Here is a 1220-nt window from a genome sequence, read left to right on the forward strand (position 1 = left end):
TCATCCGTTTCGCGGGTGACTCGGGTGACGGTATGCAGCTGACGGGTGACCGTTTCACCTCGGAGACGGCGTCCTTCGGCAACGACCTCTCGACGCTGCCGAACTTCCCCGCCGAGATCCGGGCCCCTGCCGGGACCCTGCCCGGGGTGTCCTCGTTCCAGCTGCACTTCGCCGACCACGACATCCTCACCCCGGGCGACGCGCCGAACGTGCTGGTCGCGATGAACCCGGCCGCGTTGAAGGCGAACATCGCGGACGTGCCGCGCGGCGCGGAGATCATCGTCAACACGGACGAGTTCACCAAGCGGCCGATGGCCAAGGTCGGCTACGCGACCTCCCCGCTGGAGGACGGCTCCCTCGACGCCTACAACATCCACCGGGTGCCGCTGACCACCCTGACGGTGGAGGCGCTCAAGGACTTCGGCCTCACCCGCAAGGAGGCCGAGCGCAGCAAGAACATGTTCGCGCTGGGCCTGCTGTCGTGGATGTACCACCGTCCGACGGAGGGCACGGAGAGCTTCCTGCGGCAGAAGTTCGCGAAGAAGCCGCAGATCGCGGAGGCGAACATCGTCGCCTTCCGGGCGGGCTGGAACTTCGGCGAGACGACCGAGGACTTCGCCGTCTCCTACGAGGTCGCCCCGGCGACGAAGGCGTTCCCCACGGGCACCTACCGCAACATCTCGGGGAACCTGGCCCTGTCCTACGGGCTGATCGCGGCGGCCCGGCAGGCGGACCTGCCGCTCTACCTGGGCTCCTATCCGATCACCCCGGCCTCGGACATCCTGCACGAGCTGTCGAAGCACAAGAACTTCGGCGTGCGCACCTTCCAGGCCGAGGACGAGATCGCCGGCATCGGCGCCGCCCTGGGCGCGGCCTTCGGCGGGGCCCTGGGCGTGACCACCACCTCCGGGCCCGGTGTGGCGCTGAAGTCGGAGACGATCGGGCTGGCGGTCTCCCTGGAGCTTCCCCTGCTGATCGTGGACATCCAGCGCGGCGGTCCCTCGACGGGCCTGCCGACCAAGACCGAGCAGGCGGACCTCCTCCAGGCCATGTACGGGCGCAACGGCGAGGCCCCCGTCCCCATCGTCGCCCCGCGCACCCCCGCGGACTGCTTCGACGCGGCGCTGGACGCGGCCCGGATCGCCCTGACCTACCGCACGCCGGTCTTCCTGCTCTCCGACGGCTACCTCGCCAACGGCTCCGAACCCTGGCGGATCCCG

1 protein-coding gene is annotated in these 1220 nt (G+C 69.8%); it reads left to right on the top strand.

Annotation, left to right across the window (positions count from 1 at the left end; all coding sequences use genetic code 11):
• The coding region (locus tag ACFY0O_RS37665; RefSeq protein WP_388955620.1) for a 2-oxoacid:acceptor oxidoreductase family protein at positions 1 to 1220 on the top strand (1220 nt) is incomplete at both ends.

It is taken from the genome of Streptomyces sp. NPDC001594, assembly GCF_042893675.1.
GTDB lineage: Bacteria > Actinomycetota > Actinomycetes > Streptomycetales > Streptomycetaceae > Streptomyces.